Here is an 18,453-nt window from a genome sequence, read left to right on the forward strand (position 1 = left end):
GAACGACCTTACAATGACACCCTTGCCGCCTCAATGGCAGCAGTCATGTGTCCCGGATTGGTCTTCGTACTCGTCATGCAGCCGTACCCAGTCGACGAGGCTATGATGCGGGCCGGTTTCGTTGCGACCCTTCGGCGTCAGGTCGAGATAATGATAGGCGCCGATCAGCGGATCGCCGCCTCGGGAGCGCAAGACGAAGGTCAGGAAGATGTCGCCCTTCTCGTCGCGATAGAACACGCTGGCGCCGGGAAGGTCTTTCGAGTTTCGCGCACGCCGCTCGAAATTGTAGGTCGTATCGCCGGCCGCGATCTGCTTGTCCGTGAATGACACTTGCATATCGAAGTTGAAGTCCGAGGCGTAGGACGACACCCAGTCGAATTTCCAGCCCATACGCTGCTTGTAGGGCAGCAATTCGGCCAATGGCGCCCGCGCTACCACGACAAGTGAGACATCGTGGTGCCTGAGATGCTGGTTGGCGGCGTCGATATGATCGGCAAGGAATGAGCAGCCCTCGCAGCGATAATCGGCGCCCGGCCCGAACATGAAATGGTAGACGATCAGCTGGCTGTTGCCGCCAAACAGGTCGGGCAGTTTCTTTGGCCCTTGCTCGGTTTCGAAGACGTAGTCCTTGCGGATCTTCAACCACGGCAGTTCGCGGCGTTCGGCGGCGACACGATCGCGAAAGCGCGTCAATTCCTTTTCGCGCGCCAGATGCGCCTTGTGCGCCTGAAACCAGTCTTCCTGCGAAACGGTCTTGTTGTTTGGCATAGGTCTGCTCCTCTTTTCACGGAGGACGTTCGGCAGCGAGCAATACCGACACCCGGCTGCATTTCAGTTGCAAGAAATTGCAGCCCTTGCTGCTTTCAAACAAAAACCCGGGCACGTGGCCCGGGTCGGGAGAAACGCAAGATGTTTTCGGTCAGGCGGCTTGCTCAAGCTTCGGCTGCCATTGTCCAAGCGCCGCCAGATGGTTCATGTGGGCGCGATGGGCGAAGGCGGCCTGCGCGGCGGCGACGTTCGCTGCCTTGCCGCCCCAGGCCTTCTGCGGAGCGGCCTGCAAGGCGCGGCCATAGGAGAAGGTCAGCTTCCACGGATGCGGTCCGATGGCGTTGATGGCATTGAGGTTGGCGGTCGCCTCCTCGTCCGATTGTCCGCCCGAAAGGAAGGCGATGCCTCCAATCGCCGCCGGCACCGTCTCGCGGAACAGTTTTATGGTCCTTTCGGCAACTTCCTCCGGGCTGCTGACCTTGCCCGATTTCTTGCCGGCGAGGACCATGTTCGGTTTCAGGATGGTGCCTTCGAGCGCGACGCGGGCCGCATAGAGCTCGGTGTACAACTTTGTCAGTGTCGCCTTGCTGATCTCGTAGCACGTGTCGATGTCGTGGGCGCCGTCCATCAGCACCTCCGGCTCGACGATCGGCACGATGCCGGCTTCCTGGCAAAGCGCGGCGTAACGGGCGAGCGCATGGGCGTTCGAGCCGATCGAGGTGGCGGAAGGCACGCCTTTGGAAACATCGATGTCGATCACCGCGCGCCATTTGGCAAAGCGGGCGCCGAGCTTGTAATAGTCGGCGAGGCGTTCGCGCAGGCCGTCCAGGCCTTCGGTGATGGTGTCACCGGGAAAGCCGGCCAGAGGCTTGGCGCCGGCATCGACCTTGATGCCGGGGATGGCGCCTGTTGCCTTGATGATGTCGACCAGCGGCGTGCCGTCGGCGGCGTTCTGGTGGATGGTCTCGTCATAGAGGATGACGCCGGAAATGTATTTGGTCATTGCCTCGCTGGCGCGGAACATCATCTCGCGATAGTCGCGCCGGCTGTCGGCGGTCGACTCGACGCCGATGACGTCGAAGCGTTTCTTGATGGTGCCGGAGCTTTCGTCGGCCGCCAGCAAGCCTTTGCCATCGGCCACCATCGCGGCGGCAATGTCCTCGAGACGTTCGCTCATCGTGCTTCTCCTGAAAGAATTGATCCGCGCCCAGCAGACCACCAGAGCAACGCAGGTTCAAGTCGAACCATTTCGTCAAACAAGCGCGAATCGATTGAAAGTCGCGGGCGCACTCCTTCGCGCTGCTCTTGCGGTCGCGCTCAGCGCTTCAAGACGTCGACGCCGGGCAAGGGCTTGCCTTCCATCCATTCGAGGAAAGCGCCGCCGGCCGTCGATACATAAGTAAAATCATCGCTGACGCCGGCATGGTTGAGCGCCGCCACCGTGTCGCCGCCGCCAGCGACCGAGACCAGTCTGCCGGCCTTGGTGCGCGCTGCCGCGTGCCTGGCCGTCGCCACCGTTGCGTGGTCGAATGGCTCGATTTCGAAAGCGCCGAGCGGCCCGTTCCAGACCAGCGTCGCGGCGCGGTCGATCCATTCGGCAATGGTTTTCACGGTCTTTGCGCCGACATCGAGGATCATGCCGTCGGCCGGCACGTCCGCTATGGCGACGGTCTCGTTGGCGGCGCCGGCCTTGAACTCCCTGGCGACGACGCCGTCGGCGGGCAGGATGATGGCGCAGCCGGCCTCGGCCGCCTCGATCATGATCTGCTTGGCGGTGGTCGCGAGATCATGCTCGCACAAGGATTTCCCGACGTCGGTGCCGCGCGCCGCTAGAAACGTATTGGCCATGCCGCCGCCGATGACCAGCGCGTCGACCTTCTTCACCAGGTTCATCAACAGGTCGATCTTGGTCGAGACTTTGGCGCCGCCGACGATGGCGACAACCGGACGGACTGGATTGCCAAGCCCCTTTTCCAGAGCATCGAGTTCGGCCTGCATGGTGCGCCCAGCGAAGGCCGGCAGCACATGCGCCAGCCCTTCTGTCGACGAATGGGCACGGTGCGCAGCGGAGAAGGCGTCGTTGACGAAGATGTCGCCGTTAGCGGCGAGCTTTTCGGTGAAGGCCGGGTCGTTCTTCTCCTCGCCCTTGTGGAAGCGGGTGTTCTCGAGCAGCAGCACGTCGCCGCCGTTCATGGCAGCAACGGCATTTGCGGCCTTGTCGCCGATGCAGTCGGCGGCAAAGCCGACGGGGCGGCCGAGCACGTCCGCCGTCGCCCTGGCGATCGGTTCGAGCGAGAATTCGGGCGCCGGTCCATCCTTGGGCCGGCCGAAATGGGCAAGCAGGATGACCTTGGCGCCCTTGCCGGAGAGCTCGGCGATGGTCGGCGCAATGCGCTCGATGCGGGTGGCGTCGGTGACCTTGCCCTCGGTGACGGGAACGTTGAGGTCGACACGCACCAGCACACGCTTGCCGCTGGTATTGCCGATGTCGTCCAGTGTCTTGAAGGCGGCCATGCTGATCCCTTTCGCGAAAAATCGCGGGGACCTTACCCCGCATCGACGACGATGCAAGACCTGGCTAACGGTTCACCGAAAATATGATTCACGTGTCGAGGACGAAGTGCCCACGGGGAGCAAGAGGGCAGCAATGGCGCGAAACGCACCGACATATGGCTTACCGATTGCGCACCACGATGCATGCGCCGCCCACGCTGTGCAGTTTCTGGCAAATATCGTCGGCCTTGGCTTTGGTGTCGGCGCCGATCCGCACCGCATAGATGCCGCGCCTGCCGATCGGTGTGCGCACCCGGCTGACCACCGGATCGCGACCGCTGAGCAAGGCTGGAAACCGGCGCTTCACGTTGCTCCACTGATTGAGCGCCGCGGCGCGACGGAAATTGCCGGCCACCTGCACGCCCCACGGCTTGATGTTGATCGACGACATCGGCACGGTTCTGGACATGATCACCGGCAGCTCGCGGCAAGCCGCAGCGAAACTCGCCTTCTTGTCGAGCGGCCGGATGACGCCGGCGTAGGCGGCATCGGTGAACCTGTCGGCCGGCTCGCCCATGACGTCCAGGACGTAGCTTTCGGTCTCCATCGGGAGGAATCCGCCGGAATTCAGCCAGCGCGTCACCCGGCTCTCGCCGGCATTGTATGCAGCTGCGGCGAGGCCCAGATTGCCGAAGCCGGTCTTCATTTCGGCGAGATATTTTGCCGAGGCCGGGATAGCCTGCTCGATATCGAACGAATTGGCGAGCCCGCGCATCTTGGCGGTACCCGGCATGAATTGGGCGATACCCTCCGCGCCGACGGGGCTGACCGCGTTGGGATCGAAACGACTCTCCTTCCAGATCAGCCGGGCAAAGAAATCCCGAGGCAGGCCGTTCTGGTCGGCATGCGTCTCTATAAGATCGCAAACTCGATCGATCAGCTTCTGCTTGGCGGGCCGCGGCGGATCGGCCTGGACGGCTGTCGCCCAGCCCAGCCCGGAAATGACAACCAGCGTCGCCCCAAGCAAACGCCGCATCGAACTACTCCGCCGCGGCTTTGCCGTGTTGCCCAAACCGCCGTTCGATGTAGTCGGAAACCATTTTCTCGAAATCCGCGGCGATCGACGGGCCGCGCAGGGTCGCCGCCTTCCTGCCGTCGACGAACACCGGGGCGGTTGGCGTCTCACCGGTGCCGGGCAGCGAAATGCCGATATCGGCGTGCTTGGATTCGCCCGGACCGTTGACGATGCAACCCATTACCGCGACCTTGAGGTTCTCGACGCCGGGATATTGTTCGCGCCACACCGGCATGTTCTTGCGCAGGTCGGCCTGGATGTTCTGAGCAAGCTCCTGGAACACGGTCGAGGTTGTGCGCCCGCAGCCCGGGCAGGCGGCGACGATCGGCACAAACTGCCGGAAGCCCATGGTCTGCAACAGCTCTTGCGACACCTGCACCTCGCGCGTGCGGTCGCCGTTTGGCTCCGGCGTCAGCGAGATGCGGATGGTGTCGCCAATGCCCTGCTGAAGCAGGATGCCCATGGCCGCGGACGAGGCGACGATGCCTTTCGAGCCCATGCCCGCCTCCGTCAGGCCGAGGTGCAGCGCATGGTCGGAACGGGTGGCAAGCTCGGTGTAGACGGCGATCAGATCCTGCACGCCGCTGACCTTGGCTGACAGGATGATTTTCTCGCGGGCAAGGCCGATCTCTTCAGCCATTTCGGCCGACAGGATTGCCGACCGCACGATTGCCTCGCGCGTCACTTCCTGGGCGGTCAGCGGAAAGCCCTGGGCCTGGTTGTCGTCCATCAGCCGGGTCAGCAGCTCCTGGTCGAGCGAACCCCAATTGACGCCGATGCGCACCGGTTTGTCGTATCGGATCGCCATCTCGACGATCGCAGCGAACTGCCGGTCTTTCTTGTCCTTGAAGCCGACATTGCCGGGATTGATGCGGTATTTAGCCAGTGCCTCGGCGCAGGCCGGGTGGTCGGCCAGGAGCTTGTGGCCGATATAATGGAAATCGCCGACCAGCGGCACGTCGATGCCGAGTCGTTCCAGCCGCTCGCGGATGGCCGGCACGGCGGCAGCGCTTTCGTCGCGATCGACGGTTATGCGCACGATCTCGGAGCCGGCGCGATGCAGCGCCGCCACCTGTGCGACCGTCTGATCGACATCGGCCGTGTCGGTGTTGGTCATTGACTGGACGACGACCGGCGCGCCGCCGCCGACAATCACGCCGCCGACATCGACACCGACCGACCTGCGGCGTGGGAAGGGTGAGGAATAATATCCGGTCATGCCGGCTGCCTTTAATCTTGAAGGTCCGGGCATGAGGTGGAGGAGCAAAGATGGCTTGTCAATGGCGACGGGCGCGCAGGCCTAGCAAATCGGAAATGACAAGACGGCAGCTTGCCGCAAATCCACAGGCATTTCCGGCAGCATAGCGATATGCCACCGGAAAGAGACGCGCGCCGGGCGGCGCGCGCTTCTAGTCCTGGAAGGGCTTCAGTGCGTCGTCGGTTTCGCCTTCAGTTTTTCAATCTCGTCCTTGAGCGCCAGCTTGCGCCGCTTGAGATTCACGATTTCGAGGTCGTCTACCGATGGATGGGCCATCGCATCGTCGATTTCCCGTTCGATGTCGCCGTGTTTCCGCTGCAGCTCATCAAGATGGGATGCAAGAGACATGATTGGTTCTCCCTTTCATGGTTTCCTCGATTGCAGCCGCCAAGGCACGTCCACCGCAGGCTCGCTTCTGTGACGGCATAATGACAGTGTGCCACCATCGAGCACCGATGTCGAATGCTGCGTGGTAGCATTCCACGACAATGTGAAATGTGGTATGGGCTGCGCGCCGGTGCAAGAAGGCCCCGGTCCCGCCCAATCAGGCCCAGTGTTTGGGCGCCGCAGACGTGCAGACGGTAAAAATGTCCGATCAGGAACAGGCGGATATCCGCCTCGAATATTCCCGGCTGAAGCAGGAACACGCCGATTTCGACGCGGCCATCAATGCGATGATCGCCATGAATTGCGACCCGCTGCAGATCCAGCGCATGAAGAAAAAGAAGCTTTTCCTGAAGGACAGGCTGATGGCGCTGGAAGACAAGATCATTCCAGACATTATTGCTTGAACGAACGCCGGCGCCGGCCCGCTGGAAAAGCGCTATGCCGCGATCGAAAGCCGTGCGGCGCGCTCGCGCAACAGCGCTATCAGGTCATCGGTCTTTTCGGTCGAGGTATCGATCGGAACCACCAGGCACATCGTCGCCTCGACCCTGCCCGGCGCGGAAAAGACCGGCGCGGCCAGGCATTTCGTGTAGGCATCGACAAGGCCGGAGGTGACGCAGTAGCCGGCCGACTTGGCGACGGCGATGTCGGCTATGAAATCGTCGAGCCGCAACCTGCGGCCGTCCGGCAGCACGAGATCGTCTTCCGAGACCATATCCTCGATCGCCGCCCTGTCGAACCCGGCGAGGAGCAGCCGCCCGGAAGCTGTCCAGGGAAGCGGTATTTGCAGACCCGTCGCCGAACTGATCCTGAATGGCCTCGTTCCCGGGCTTGAATGGACGATGGTGTAGCGGCCGCTTTGCAGCATGCACAGCTCCGAGGTCTCGCCGGTCTCGCGCGACAGATGGTCGACTTCCTGGCGCCCTCGCCTGAGCAGGTCGTTGCCCCGCACATAGTCCATTCCGTAGAGATAAAGCTTCTTTCCGAAATAGACCCGATTGCCGTCTCCGGCCATCTCAAGCAGGCCTGCGTCGACCAGCGAGCGCACCAGCGTATAAGTCGTCGAACGCGGCGCGTTCACTCCTTTGGCAAGGTCGCCAACGCCGATCGCGCGCTGGGTCGTGTGGAGAAACTCCAAAATCTGGAGAACCCGGTTGAGACCCTTCTCCCGAGAGCCCGAGGTCTTGTCTTCGTCCAGTCCGACGTCCGGTCGAGCGGCCAATGCATTGCCATCTTGCATTATCGATCCCTGATGTTAATCTGTCTTGTACAGAGTACAGGCGTCTCTTGTAAGAGACAATTACATCAGTTGCAACCGATGCCTGTATCGCTGGTCCAAAGGGGAACACAACACGAAAGGAGGTCGCCGTGAACGACACATCCAAAAGACGTGAATTTCTGAAACTGGGAATGGCCGGGCTTGCAACGGCCGGAGTGATGAGCGCCGCTACCGCGGTCGACGTTCAGAAAGCGGCGGCCCAGGCAGCGCCGGACAGCCTGCTGCGCACCGTCCTCGAGCGCGGCAAGGTGATCGTCGGCACCGGCAGCACCAATGCGCCCTGGCATTTCGAGAACGACGCCGGCGAACTGGTGGGCATGGACATCACCATGGGTCGCATTCTCGCCAAGGGGCTCTTCGACGACCCGACCAAAGTCGAATTCGTCATGCAGGATCCGGCTCAGCGCATTCCGAACGTGACCACCAACAAGGTCGACATCACCATCCAGTTCATGACCATGACCGCCCAGCGCTCGCAGCTGATCCACTTCTCCAGGCCCTACTACGTCGAAGGCATCGCCTTGCTGACCCTTCCGAACGCCGAAAACAAGACCTTCGACAAGCTGCTTGCCGCCGGTTCGGCGACCCGGATTTCCATCCTGCAAAACGTTGATGCCGAGGCAAATGTGCATATCGTGCTGCCGGAGTCGCAGGTGATGCAGATAGACACGCAGGCCAACGTGCTGCAGGCCCTGGAATCCAAGCGCGTCGACGCTGCCGCGGTTGATCTGTCAACGGTCCGCTGGCTCGCCTCGCGCAATCCGGACAAATACTTCGATGCCGGCAAGAGCTGGTTCTCGATGCTTTATGGCGCCGCACTGCGGCAGGGCGACCTCGACTGGCTGACCTTCGTCAACCAGACCTTCACCATCGCCATGTTCGGCCATGAAACGGCACTCTACGACGCTGCGTTCAAGGATTATTTCGGACAGGAGCCGCCGGCCCGCCATCCCGGTTTCCCGGTCATCTGATGCAAGCAGGCGGAAGGACAAACGTCCTTCCGCCCCCTCTCATCACAGCCCTCTATGACGGGGATGCATGGGTTATACCCTCAACTTCAACCTGATCTGGCGGCATTTCGACAAGCTCTGGGGCGGACTGCTGTTAAGCCTCGAACTGGCCGTCATCTCGATCGCGATCGGCATCGTCATCGGGCTCGTTCTGGCGGTCTGGTACGTATCGGCCGGACGTGCGGTGCGGACCATCATCGCGGCCTATGTCGAGTTCATCCGCAACGTGCCGCTGATCCTGCTCGTCTATCTGGTCTTCTACGGCCTGCCGACGGTGATCGACATTGCCTACAGTGCGCAAACCTCATTTATTGCCACGCTATCGCTCTACAGCGGCGCCTACCTGGTCGAGGTGTTTCGCTCGGGGCTCGAGGCGGTGCCGCGCGGACAGCTCGACGCCGGCAAGGCAATCGGCCTGACGCCATGGCAAAGGCTGCTCCACGTGCGCCTGCCGACGATGCTGCGCATAACCCTGCCGGCGCTTTCCAACACATTCATATCGCTCTTCAAGGACACGTCCGTGGCATCGGTCATCTCGGTACCCGAGCTCACCTACGGCGCCCAGTGGATCAACTTCAACACGTTCCGCATTGTCGAGGTCTATCTGGTGGTGACGGCGATGTACCTGTTGACCGGCTATGCACTGCTTTTCGCGTTGCGGCTGGTCGAGCGCCGGTTCAAGGCGGCGCGCTGAGATGCTGAGCCAGATCATCTACGCCTTGCCGTTCCTCGCCCAGGGCTTTGCGGTAACCTTGTGGGTGTCGCTGCTGGTCGTGGTGTTATCGCTCATCGCCGGCGTGCTGATGGGCGTCGGCCTTGTCTACGGTCCGGCTCCGCTGCGCTGGGCAGTGCGCATCTTCAGCGACACCATACGCGGCATTCCGATCCTGGTGCTGATCTTCTTCGTCTATTACGGCCTGCCCGCGGTGGGGCTGCATCTGGAATCCTTTTGGGCGGCCGTACTCGCCCTCACCCTCTTCAAGACCGCACAGGTGGTCGAATATCTGAGGGGCGCCGTCGGCTCGATTCCCAAGGGTCAGTCCGAGGCGGCGATGGCGATCGGACTGACCTTTCGCCAGCGGCTGGCCTACGTCATTTTTCCGCAGGCGTTCAGGCGCTTCCTGCCACCCTGGATAAATGGCGTGACCGACGCGGTGAAGGGCAGCGCGCTGGTCTCGCTGCTCGGCATCACCGACCTGATGCAGGCGATCAACCAGGTCATCGGCCGCACCTATGAGGCGATGCCGCTCTACATTCTCGGTGCGCTCGTCTACTTCGCCGTCAACTACGCCCTCTCCTTGGCCAGCCGGCGGCTGGAGCAGCGTTTCTCATTCATCCGGGAATAGCAAGATGTCCAATGCCCCGCACCAGAATCCGGCACTTCTCGATGTCTCCGAGGTTTCCAAAGCCTTTGGATCCGTCGAGGTCCTGCGCTCCGTCAGTCTCAAGGTGACACGCGGCGAGGTGGTGACTGTCATCGGCCCTTCCGGCAGCGGCAAGACCACGCTTCTGCGCTGCGTCAACTTCCTGGAGAGCTACGACAGCGGCTCGATCCGTATCGATGGCAAGGAGGTCGGCTATCGCGAGACGGGAACACGCCAGCGACGCAGCGAGCGCGACCTGGCGGCGATGCGAGCCGAGACCGGAATGGTGTTCCAGAGCTTCAATCTGTTTCCGCATTTGACTGCCGCCGGCAACATCATGCTTGGCCTGCGCAAGGTGCGCGGCAAGAGCAATGCCGAGGCCCGCACCATTGCCGAGCACTGGCTCGGCCGGGTCGGCCTCGCCCACAAGGCCGACAGCCTGCCGGCCGAGCTGTCCGGCGGCCAGCAGCAGCGCGTCGGCATCGCCCGCGCGGTGGCGATGGAGCCGAAGATACTGCTTCTCGACGAGATAACTTCGGCGCTCGACCCCGAACTGGTTGGCGAGGTGCTCGAGGTCGTTCGCAGCCTTGCCGAAGACGGCATGACGATGCTGATGGTCACGCATGAGATGGCTTTTGCACGCGATGCATCGAGCCGCATCGTTTTCATGGCGGACGGCGGCGTCAGCGCCGTCGGACCACCCGCCGAGATTCTGGCGGCGGGCTTCGACAATGAACGCCTTCGCAGCTTCCTGGCGCGGTTTCGCGCCTCGCATTTTTGACATCGGACGGCGAAAGCTGTCGCAAGGAGCTTTTATGACGCCTTACATCCGGCTCGCGGAATTGGGCCTGACACTGCCCGAGCCGCCGAAGCCCATCGCCAACTTCGTCACCTATGCCGAGAGCGGACGGCTGATCTTCCTCTCCGGCCAGGGGCCGTTGCGCGCCGACGGCGCGCTCTGCACCGGCAAGGTCGGCGACGACGTCAGCGTTGAAGAGGCCTATGGGCATGCGCGTCTGACCGGCCTAAACCTGCTCGCCGTCATGCATGCGGCGGCCGGCGACCTCGGCCGCATCGTGCGAGTCGTCAAGCTGCTTGGCTTTGTCAATGCGACGCCGACATTCAGCGAGCACCCCAAGGTGGTGAATGGCTGTTCCGATCTTTTCGCCGCCGTCTTTGATAAGATCGGCGGACATGCCCGCTCGGCAATCGGTGTCGGCTCGCTGCCGGGCAACATCACAGTTGAAATCGAGGCGGTCGTCGAGATCGCCTGAAATCGTTCGAAACAGGATCTGCAGAGATGACGACCTATGCCGCTGACCGTTCCAACACGACAATCCGCGAACGGCTTGGCCTTCGCCCGATCATCAACGTTTCCGGTACGATGACGGCGCTCGGCGCTTCGATCATCGTGCCAGAAGCGATTGCCGCAATGTCGGAAATCGCCTCGCAATGGGTCGAGATGGACGATCTGCAGCGCGCCGCAAGTACTGTGATTGCACGCCTCACCGGCGGCGAGGCCGGCTTCATCACCGCGTGCTGCGCCAGCGGCATAACGATGGCGATTGCCGGCGCGATGACCGGAACAAGCCTTCTTGCGATCGAGCGGCTGCCGGACGACACTGAGGGCCTCAAGTCGGAGGTCATCGTCCAGCTCGGTCATATCGTCAATTACGGCGCGCCGATCGACCAGTCGATCCGGTTGGCCGGGGCGAAGACAATACCCGCCGGCACGGTCAGCGTGACGCAGGATTATCATGTGCGCGACGCGATCCGCGACCGCACCGCGGCCGGCCTCTACGTAGTTGCGCACCACACGGTGCAATACGGCATGCTTTCGCTCGAGGAGTTCTGCGAGATCTGCCACGCCAAGGGCGTGCCGGTGATCGTCGACGCCGCCTCCGAATACGACCTGCGCGGCTTTCTCGCACGCGGCGCTGACATCGTCGTCTATAGCGGGCACAAGTTCCTCAGCGGACCGACAAGCGGCATCGTGACGGGGCGCAAGGATCTGGTGCGGGCCGCCTATCTCCAGAACCGCGGCGTTGCGCGCGCCATGAAGGTGGGCAAGGAGAGCATTGCCGGCACCATGGCGGCTCTGGAAGCCTGGGAGCGGCGCGACCATGCCGGCATCCGCAAGCGGGAGGAAGCGGCTTTGCGCCTGTGGAAAGACGCATTGGATGGGCTACCTGGTATCGCCGCGCATATCATTCCCGATCCGACCGCCAATCCGCTCGACCGCCTGCAGGTGTTTGTTACGCCTGAAAGCAGGTTCACCGCCGCCGGCCTTGCCTCGGCGCTGGCGGCGGGCTCGCCCCCGATCATCGTGCGCAACCACGAGGTCGAGCGCGGTCACTTCTTCCTTGATCCATGCAATCTTCATCCCGGCGAGGCGGAGATCGTCGCCGAAAGCCTGCGGGCGGTGCTGAGTGCTGCCGATCGGCCCGCGGATGCGATGAAACCCGCTCGCAAGCAGTCCGCCGGGGCCTTGCACTGGCCGGACTAGACATCGCCAGAACGTGGTCGAGCCAGTGCCTTCCAGCGCCGGCTTGGCATCGGGCCAGTGCGCCATCACGGCACTGTGAATGATTTTTTGGTCGTCGGGCGGAATAAACCACCCCGCCCATTGGTCTCCCATGCAGACGCCATTTCCGGCGTTGCAGGAGACCGGTATGACCCACCACCACGACAATGAAGCTGACGGCATCAGCCGCCGTCATGCACTGGAATGCATGATCTGGGCCGGCACGGGAGTGCTATGGACGATTTCGGCCGGCGTGCCGGTTTCGCTCAGCCTGCTCGGCGCGGCGCAAGCCGCAGAAGCCTTGGCCACCGGCTTCACTTTCCTCCAGATCTCCGACAGCCACATCGGCTTCGACAAGGCTGCCAACCCGCACGCCATCGACACGCTGAAGGAGGCCATCGGCAAGATCCAGGCGTTGCCGCAAAAGCCCGCTTTCATGATCCACACCGGCGACATCACCCATTTGTCGAAAGTCGCGCAGTTCGACAACGCTGCCCAGATCATCGGCGGCGCAGGCTTCGACGTACATTATGTGCCCGGTGAGCACGACCTGATCGACGACGGCAATGGCCAGGCCTATCTCGACCGCTACGGCAAAGGCACCAAGGGCGCCGGCTGGTATTCGTTCGACCAGAACGGCGTCCATTTCATCGGGCTGGTCAACGTCGTCAACCTGAAGGCTGGCGGGCTGGGCAATCTCGGCGCCGACCAGCTGGCATGGTTGGCCGATGATCTGAAGGCGGTCACCGCCTCGACGCCAATCGTCGTCTTTGCCCACATCCCGTTATGGGCTGTTTATCCCGAATGGGGCTGGGGCACCGATGACGCGGCGCAGGCCTTAGCCTTGCTCAAGCGCTTCGGCTCTGTCACAGTACTCAACGGCCATATCCACCAGATCATGCAGAAGGTCGAAGGCAACGTTACCTTTCATACCGCGCGCTCGACCGCTTTCCCGCAACCGGCGCCGGGCACCGCAGCCTCACCCGGGCCGATGACGGTGCCTGCCGGCCAGTTGCGCAGCCTGCTCGGCACAAGCAGCGTGACAGTCAAGGAAGGCGGGCAGGACCTCGCCATCATCGACAGCACGCTGGCCTGAGGGGAAATGCGATGATCCGCTTCCCATCCCGCGTCTTGGTCGTATCCCCTGTCACGTTCGGTTTGGCGGCGATCCTGATAATGGTTGCCATGCCACTGAACGCAGCAGACCAGCCAATGGTCAAGATCGAGAACTTTGCCTTCACACCGGCGGTGCTGACGATAAAGCAGGGCACTACCGTGACCTTCGAGAATGACGACGACATCCCGCATGTGGTGGTCGCCAACGATGCCTCGTTTCGCTCCAAGGCGCTTGACACCGGTGACACATATGCCTTCACCTTCACCAAAGTGGGCGACTATGCCTATTTCTGCGGGCTTCACCCGCACATGCAGGGCAGGATCACCATCGCTCCGTGAGGATTTTCGGAAGGTTCTGCCCGGGATGCCGGGCGATGCGACGGTGTTGAACCAAGAGGCCGCGACCGAGCGCTTTCGCGAGGTGGTTCTGCCCCATCTCGCGGATGCGCTTGCGCTTGCCCGCTGGCTGACGGGCAACGCCGCCGATGCGGAGGATGTGGTGCAGGAGGCCTGTTTGAAGGCGCATGCGGGCATCGCCGGCTATGCCGGCGGCAATGCGCGCGCCTGGCTGCTAGCGATCGTGCGCAACGCCTCTTACTCCTGGCTGGCGCGCAACCGGCCGCGCAGTATCGTCGCCGTCGGCGACCTGAGCGACCTCGATGACATGACGGCTGCATATGGCGCCGGCCTGCCGGATACGGATAATCCTGAGGCAAGCCTGATCGCCAAGGCCGACACGGCCGCACTCGAGGCGGCGATCGCCGCGCTGCCGCACCAATTTCGCGAGACTGTGGTGCTGCGCGACGTCAACGGCCTCAGCTATCGCGAGATCGCGACGCTGCTTGGCGTGCCGCTAGGCACGGTGATGTCGCGGCTGGCGAGGGCGCGCGGTCTGCTGATATCCCAACTTGGGAGGGCGCCATGAGCGCGCACAACGATGGACTGCCCGATGACCCGGCGAGCGTGGCGCTGATGATCCATGCCTTGGTCGATGGCGAGCTCGACGCAGCAGCAGCATTGGCTGTCGAGCGACGCATCGCGGCCGACCCGGCGCTCGCCGCCGAGCATGCCCGCATCGTTGCGCTGCAGACGGTCGTCAGCGGGCTGCCGAGGCTCGATGTCCGTGAGGATTTCAAGGCTCGCATCGCTGCAATCGGGACAGCCGGTATGGAGAAAGTGCTGCCGGGGCCGGCGCCCGCCGCTCGAGTGCTGCCAGCGCACAGGGCGATGCACCGATTTGGCGCGTTCGACTGGCGCGCGCTGGCGGCGTCGATCGTCGTTACCGCCGTGCTGGCCAGCGGCGCGACGCAATGGATGATGCTGAGCAGGGCGCCCGACAGCTTTGCCGCCGCGGTCGCCAACGGCCACCGCCGCAGCCTGCTGGCAGCCAGCCCCGTGGACGTCGTCTCGTCGGACCGGCACACGGTCAAACCCTGGCTGGATGGCAGGGTCGGCCTGTCACCACCGGCACCTGATCTTGCCAGTGACGGCTTCGCGTTGCTCGGCGGCCGCGTCGAGGTGATCGCCGACCAGCCAGTGCCGGCACTGGTCTACAGGCACCGCGAGCACCTGATCACTCTCGTCGCCGCGCCCGAGGAAACCGGCTCGACAGCCGGACCGGTCGATCTTTCTGCTGGTGGCTTCTCGCTGGTCCACTGGAGCGACAGCGCCTTTTCCTACTGGGCGATTTCCGATACCGAACGGCCCGAACTTGACGACTTCGTCAACCGCTTCCGAGCAGCGGCCGCCCGATGACAGACCGCCCAAGTCCATGTGCGTAGCCACGCAGACGGCACAAGCGGCTTTGCCGTTTCCGGCCATCCTTGCGGCTCCCCTCGATTTCCGCTAATGCGCGCCTTTGCCGCCGGAGAGCAGAAGCTTGGACGATCACCGCGCCGACGTCGCCATCATCATGGGCAGCCAGTCCGACTGGGCGACGATGCGCCACGCCGCCGAAACGCTTGAGGCGCTTGGCATTTCGCACAAGCGGCTGATTGTCTCGGCCCACCGCACGCCCGACCGGCTCTATGAGTTCGCCAAGGGCGCCAAGGCGGCCGGCTACAAGGTGATCATCGCCGGTGCCGGGGGTGCGGCGCATCTGCCCGGCATGACGGCGGCGATGACGCCGCTGCCGGTGCTCGGCGTGCCGGTGGAATCAAAGACGCTGTCGGGCCAGGATTCGCTGCTATCAATCGTGCAGATGCCGGCCGGCATTCCGGTCGGCACTTTGGCCATCGGCAAGGCCGGCGCTGCCAACGCTGCCCTTCTCGCCGCCGCGGTGCTGGCGCTGAGCGACGAAAAGCTCGCCGCCCGGCTGGATAGCTGGCGCGCCGCGCAGACCGCCAAGGTGGCCGCCGAGCCCACGGACGCGCCGTGAGCCTGCCGGCGGGATCGAGCATCGGCATCATCGGCGGCGGCCAGCTCGGCCGCATGCTGGCGATGGCCGCGGCCCGCCTCGGCTATCGCATCGTCGTGCTGGAGCCGCAGCCGGATTGCCCGGCGGCACAGGTCGCCAACCGGCAGATCGTCGCCGCCTACGACGACGCGGCCGCGCTTGGCGAGCTGGCTGCGGCCAGTGCCGTCGTTACTTATGAATTCGAGAACGTTCCGGTCGCGGCTGCCGCGGCACTTGCCTCTACGGTGCCGGTCTATCCGCCGGCACGCGCACTGGAAGTGGCGCAGGACCGGCTGGCGGAAAAGAAATTCCTCAACGGTATCGGCATACCGACCGCGGATTTCAGTCCCGTCGACAATGACGAGGAACTGACGGCTGCGCTGAAACAGTTCAACGGCAGCGGCATATTGAAGACGCGCCGCATGGGCTATGACGGCAAGGGCCAGCGTGTCTTCCGCAACATGGAAACAGGCGGCTTTGCCGGCACTTGCGAGGCGATGGGCAACGTGCCGTTGATCCTGGAATCCTTCGTCACCTTCGAGCGCGAGGTTTCGGTGATCGCCGCGCGCGGCAGCGACGGCTCGCTCGCCGCCTACGATCCAGCGTGGAATGTCCATCGCAACGGTATTCTGCACAGCTCGACGCTGCCGGCCGGAGTAGAATCCGAGACGGCGGCTGCGGCTCAAACGGCGGCGGCGGAGATCCTTGCAGCGCTCGACTATGTCGGCGTCATCGGCGTCGAATTCTTTGTCCTTGCCGACGGTTCGCTGTTGGTCAACGAGATAGCGCCGCGCGTCCACAATTCCGGTCACTGGACGGAGGCCGCCTGCACCATCTCGCAATTCCAGCAGCACATCCGCGCCGTCGCCGGCCTGCCGCTGGGAAGTCCCGCCCGGCAGTTCGACTGCGTCATGGAAAACCTGATCGGCGACGACATCCGGCGCGTTCCTGAGCTGCTCGCCGAGCCCGATCTGATGCTGCACCTCTATGGCAAGGCCGAGGCGCGGCCCGGCCGCAAGATGGGCCATTTTACGCGCGTGAGCCGCCGCAGCTAGAGCATGATCCCGAACCGAAGGTCCGCGCTAGCGAAAAGTGGAATCCGGTATCGGAAAAGATCATGCTCAAACACAACGTTAGAACCTACGCTTACTGGATGTCGCCGCTCTCGTCCTCGTCGGGGCTGGCGCAGCTCACATCGCCTTCTGCGCAGGTCGAATCGGCGGTGAGCTGCTTGGTGCGATCGTCGGTCAGCCGCGTCAGGCATTCCGATATCAGCATCGGATAGATCGAGCCGCCTTCGCTGTCCGCGGCGGAATAGCTGCATTCCGCGTCGCGAAAAGCGATCCAGGCGCGCTGCGCCGTCTGCAACAGCTTCCTGGCTTTTGCGTCACTTCCGCCGATGAGATCCTGGTAGGCCTTGTTGAGCTTGGCGTCGGCGGATTTGTAGTCCGCGTCGGCGCAGATGTTCATCATCTGCTGGCTGTCGTCATTGCGGTCGCATTCCTGCGCATGGGCAACAGAGCCTGCCGCGAGGACGACAAGACAGGCGGACACAAGAATTCGGCGCATGACGATCTCCAATTCGCAACCGCATCATTCCAGCCGTCGCAAGCCTGCGCAATGCCGCAAGGCGCCAGTGGCGGATATTTGATGATACGAAACGGTCCGTATCGTTTAGGCAACGCGCTTGCGGTTGACACGGGCAACGCTCCTCGTCTATGAGCCACGCACAGTTCAAAGGCGCGTCTGTGGGCGCGCCTTAATAATTCGGCCCGTGACCGGGCCCAGACCGACGGGCAAGACCATGAAAATCAAGAATTCGCTCAAGGCGTTGAAGGCGCGTCACCGCGACAACCAGCTGGTTCGTCGCAAGGGCCGCATCTACATCATCAACAAGACCGCGCCGCGCTACAAGGCGCGCCAGGGTTGAGTTTTCGACGGAGGCTGCGCGCCTCCGTTCGCATGATACGACACTCACGCTAAATTTCAGTTTGACGATCCGGCGTCGGGGGCTAGATTCCCGCGATGCGGATTCTTTTTGCATTTTTCACGGCTTTCCTCGTGTCCGGCGCTGTCTCGCTGCCGGCGTGGGCTGAAGATCCGACCACAACTCCGCCGACAGCGCCTCCGGTCGTCAAGACGAAACAGGCGCGGCTCGATCAGCTATTTGCCGATCTCAAGCGCGAACGCAATGAAAAGGCGGCCGAGCGCATCGCCGGACGGATCGGCAGCGAGTGGTCCCAGTCGGGCAGCGCCTCTATCGACCTGATGATGCAATGGTCGCAGAAGGCGATCGAAAACCAGAAATTCGATGTCGCGCTCGACTTCCTCGATCAGGTGGTGACTTTGCAGCCGACCTATGCGGAAGGCTGGAACCGGCGCGCTACTGTTCATTTCATGATGAAGAACTACGGGAAATCGATGGCGGACATCGACCGCACCCTGCAGCTCGAACCACGCCATTTCGGCGCGCTTTCGGGCCTGGCTCAGATCATGGCCGAAACCGGCCACAAGCAGTCGGCACTCGAGGCCTGGCAGCGCGTTCTCGGCATCTACCCGATGATGCGCAGCGCCCAGGACCAGGTCGCCGCACTTTCCGAGGAGCTTGCCGGCGAAGGCATTTGAGGCCAGTAGGGGAATAGGGGAGTAAGGCAGTATGTGAGTGGTGTAGATTGCACTGCGGAACGCATGCCCCCTACTCCCCTACTCCCCTACTCCCCTACTCCCCTACTCCCCTACTCCCCTACTCCCCTACTCCCCTACTCCCCTACTCCCCTACTCCCC

23 protein-coding genes are annotated in these 18,453 nt (G+C 63.0%); 15 read left to right on the plus strand and 8 right to left on the minus strand.

What is annotated here, in order from left to right:
• Window positions 1-30 precede the first annotated feature (30 nt).
• The 6 genes from NKJ35_RS28250 to NKJ35_RS28275 all read right to left on the minus strand — a co-directional run bounded on the left by NKJ35_RS28250 (window position 31) and on the right by NKJ35_RS28275 (window position 5,942).
• Window positions 31-768, minus strand: coding sequence for a DUF899 domain-containing protein (locus NKJ35_RS28250; protein WP_352650794.1), 738 nt, complete (start codon window positions 766-768; stop codon window positions 31-33).
• Between the two features lie 151 nt (window positions 769-919).
• Window positions 920-1,945: a class I fructose-bisphosphate aldolase gene (locus NKJ35_RS28255; RefSeq protein WP_352650796.1), complete on the minus strand. Its 1,026-nt coding sequence runs from the start codon at window positions 1,943-1,945 to the stop codon at window positions 920-922.
• A 140-nt stretch (window positions 1,946-2,085) separates the two neighbouring features.
• Window positions 2,086-3,282 carry a phosphoglycerate kinase gene (locus NKJ35_RS28260; protein WP_352650799.1) on the minus strand — a complete coding sequence of 399 codons (1,197 nt, stop codon included), beginning with the start codon at window positions 3,280-3,282 and terminating at the stop codon, window positions 2,086-2,088.
• A gap of 160 nt (window positions 3,283-3,442) precedes the next feature.
• Window positions 3,443-4,297, minus strand: coding sequence for a lytic transglycosylase domain-containing protein (locus tag NKJ35_RS28265; protein WP_352650801.1), 855 nt, complete (start codon window positions 4,295-4,297; stop codon window positions 3,443-3,445).
• 4 nt (window positions 4,298-4,301) lie between these two features.
• Window positions 4,302-5,555 (minus strand): flavodoxin-dependent (E)-4-hydroxy-3-methylbut-2-enyl-diphosphate synthase, encoded by a 1,254-nt coding sequence (gene ispG, locus NKJ35_RS28270; protein WP_352650803.1) that lies wholly within the window; start codon window positions 5,553-5,555, stop codon window positions 4,302-4,304.
• 207 nt (window positions 5,556-5,762) lie between these two features.
• Window positions 5,763-5,942 carry a YdcH family protein gene (locus NKJ35_RS28275; protein ID WP_254816530.1) on the minus strand — a complete coding sequence of 60 codons (180 nt, stop codon included), beginning with the start codon at window positions 5,940-5,942 and terminating at the stop codon, window positions 5,763-5,765.
• Window positions 5,943-6,181: 239 nt separating this feature from the next.
• Between NKJ35_RS28275 and NKJ35_RS28280 the strand changes: the two genes are divergently transcribed.
• Window positions 6,182-6,385 (plus strand): YdcH family protein, encoded by a 204-nt coding sequence (locus NKJ35_RS28280; RefSeq protein WP_023678480.1) that lies wholly within the window; start codon window positions 6,182-6,184, stop codon window positions 6,383-6,385.
• 32 nt (window positions 6,386-6,417) lie between these two features.
• Here the strand turns inward: NKJ35_RS28280 and NKJ35_RS28285 are convergent, their stop codons facing one another.
• Window positions 6,418-7,221 carry an IclR family transcriptional regulator gene (locus NKJ35_RS28285; protein WP_352650806.1) on the minus strand — a complete coding sequence of 268 codons (804 nt, stop codon included), beginning with the start codon at window positions 7,219-7,221 and terminating at the stop codon, window positions 6,418-6,420.
• A 128-nt stretch (window positions 7,222-7,349) separates the two neighbouring features.
• Here NKJ35_RS28285 and NKJ35_RS28290 point away from each other — a divergent pair, with 128 nt between their 5' ends.
• The 12 genes from NKJ35_RS28290 to NKJ35_RS28345 all read left to right on the plus strand — a co-directional run bounded on the left by NKJ35_RS28290 (window position 7,350) and on the right by NKJ35_RS28345 (window position 16,724).
• A complete protein-coding gene (locus NKJ35_RS28290) occupies window positions 7,350-8,231 on the plus strand; it encodes a transporter substrate-binding protein (RefSeq protein WP_254816528.1) in 882 nt (293 codons plus the stop codon).
• 67 nt (window positions 8,232-8,298) lie between these two features.
• A complete protein-coding gene (locus tag NKJ35_RS28295; protein ID WP_352650808.1) occupies window positions 8,299-8,964 on the plus strand; it encodes an amino acid ABC transporter permease in 666 nt (221 codons plus the stop codon).
• A 1-nt stretch (window position 8,965) separates the two neighbouring features.
• Window positions 8,966-9,616, plus strand: a complete 651-nt coding sequence (locus tag NKJ35_RS28300) for an amino acid ABC transporter permease (protein WP_352650810.1) — start codon at window positions 8,966-8,968, stop codon at window positions 9,614-9,616.
• Between the two features lie 4 nt (window positions 9,617-9,620).
• Window positions 9,621-10,415 (plus strand): amino acid ABC transporter ATP-binding protein, encoded by a 795-nt coding sequence (locus tag NKJ35_RS28305; RefSeq protein WP_254816525.1) that lies wholly within the window; start codon window positions 9,621-9,623, stop codon window positions 10,413-10,415.
• Between the two features lie 34 nt (window positions 10,416-10,449).
• Window positions 10,450-10,908 carry a RidA family protein gene (locus NKJ35_RS28310; RefSeq protein WP_352504994.1) on the plus strand — a complete coding sequence of 153 codons (459 nt, stop codon included), beginning with the start codon at window positions 10,450-10,452 and terminating at the stop codon, window positions 10,906-10,908.
• A gap of 26 nt (window positions 10,909-10,934) precedes the next feature.
• Window positions 10,935-12,140: an aminotransferase class V-fold PLP-dependent enzyme gene (locus tag NKJ35_RS28315; protein WP_352650812.1), complete on the plus strand. Its 1,206-nt coding sequence runs from the start codon at window positions 10,935-10,937 to the stop codon at window positions 12,138-12,140.
• 166 nt (window positions 12,141-12,306) lie between these two features.
• On the plus strand, window positions 12,307-13,254 hold the full coding sequence (locus NKJ35_RS28320) for a metallophosphoesterase family protein (protein WP_352650813.1): 948 nt from the start codon (window positions 12,307-12,309) through the stop codon (window positions 13,252-13,254).
• 116 nt (window positions 13,255-13,370) lie between these two features.
• Entirely contained in the window at window positions 13,371-13,613 is a 243-nt protein-coding gene (locus tag NKJ35_RS28325; protein ID WP_502904687.1) for a cupredoxin domain-containing protein, read from the plus strand.
• Between the two features lie 25 nt (window positions 13,614-13,638).
• Window positions 13,639-14,199, plus strand: coding sequence for a sigma-70 family RNA polymerase sigma factor (locus NKJ35_RS28330; RefSeq protein ID WP_352880739.1), 561 nt, complete (start codon window positions 13,639-13,641; stop codon window positions 14,197-14,199).
• Window positions 14,196-15,029 carry an anti-sigma factor family protein gene (locus NKJ35_RS28335; RefSeq protein ID WP_352650816.1) on the plus strand — a complete coding sequence of 278 codons (834 nt, stop codon included), beginning with the start codon at window positions 14,196-14,198 and terminating at the stop codon, window positions 15,027-15,029. The genes NKJ35_RS28330 and NKJ35_RS28335 overlap by 4 nt, the downstream gene beginning before the upstream one ends.
• Window positions 15,030-15,153: 124 nt before the next feature.
• On the plus strand, window positions 15,154-15,651 hold the full coding sequence (gene purE, locus NKJ35_RS28340) for a 5-(carboxyamino)imidazole ribonucleotide mutase (protein WP_352504988.1): 498 nt from the start codon (window positions 15,154-15,156) through the stop codon (window positions 15,649-15,651).
• The gene (locus NKJ35_RS28345; protein WP_352650818.1) at window positions 15,648-16,724 is read left to right on the plus strand and encodes a 5-(carboxyamino)imidazole ribonucleotide synthase; all 1,077 of its coding nucleotides are present in this window, start codon (window positions 15,648-15,650) and stop codon (window positions 16,722-16,724) included. The genes purE and NKJ35_RS28345 overlap by 4 nt, the downstream gene beginning before the upstream one ends.
• 91 nt (window positions 16,725-16,815) lie before the next feature.
• Here NKJ35_RS28345 and NKJ35_RS28350 read toward each other — a convergent pair whose 3' ends face one another.
• The gene (locus NKJ35_RS28350) at window positions 16,816-17,238 is read right to left on the minus strand and encodes a lysozyme inhibitor LprI family protein (protein WP_352504986.1); all 423 of its coding nucleotides are present in this window, start codon (window positions 17,236-17,238) and stop codon (window positions 16,816-16,818) included.
• 235 nt (window positions 17,239-17,473) lie between these two features.
• Here NKJ35_RS28350 and ykgO point away from each other — a divergent pair, with 235 nt between their 5' ends.
• Together ykgO and NKJ35_RS28360 are read left to right on the plus strand one after the other, a co-directional pair.
• Window positions 17,474-17,599, plus strand: coding sequence for a type B 50S ribosomal protein L36 (gene ykgO / locus NKJ35_RS28355; protein ID WP_006203764.1), 126 nt, complete (start codon window positions 17,474-17,476; stop codon window positions 17,597-17,599).
• Between the two features lie 95 nt (window positions 17,600-17,694).
• Complete coding sequence (locus NKJ35_RS28360; RefSeq protein ID WP_352454860.1) at window positions 17,695-18,294, plus strand: tetratricopeptide repeat protein; 600 nt, start codon at window positions 17,695-17,697, stop codon at window positions 18,292-18,294.
• Window positions 18,295-18,453: the final 159 nt, after the last annotated feature.

The sequence above is a fragment of the Mesorhizobium sp. M0136 genome (assembly GCF_040322515.1).
Lineage (GTDB): Bacteria > Pseudomonadota > Alphaproteobacteria > Rhizobiales > Rhizobiaceae > Mesorhizobium.